Raw genomic sequence first — 312 nt, forward strand, 5'->3', positions numbered from 1 at the left:
TTCCAGCACAAAGCTGCCGAAGCCGCCCGTCGCACCTTCTTCGATAGTGACCAGAACCTCATGCTCGCGCGCCAATCGTTCGACCAGTTCGGCGTCCAGCGGCTTGGCAAAGCGCGCATCCGCAACCGTGGCAGACAAGCCCTGCGCAGCCNNGCATTTCAGCAGCCTTTTCAGCTTCGCCCAAGCGCGTGCCGTAAGACAGTATCGCAATCGTCGTGCCTTCGCGAACGATCCGTCCCTTGCCGATTTCGAGCGGCTCGGGGTTCTCCGGAACAGCCGCGCCGGTGCCTTCACCACGCGGATAGCGAAAGG

At 62.6% G+C, this 312-nt stretch carries 1 pseudogene; it reads right to left on the reverse strand.

Going from position 1 to position 312, the window contains the following annotated elements:
• Positions 1 to 312, reverse strand: a pseudogene (locus B4F73_RS07150) (transketolase C-terminal domain-containing protein); the annotation flags it as partial.

Source organism: Hyphomonas sp. UBA3601, from assembly GCF_002375605.1.
Classification (GTDB): Bacteria; Pseudomonadota; Alphaproteobacteria; order Caulobacterales; family Hyphomonadaceae; genus Hyphomonas.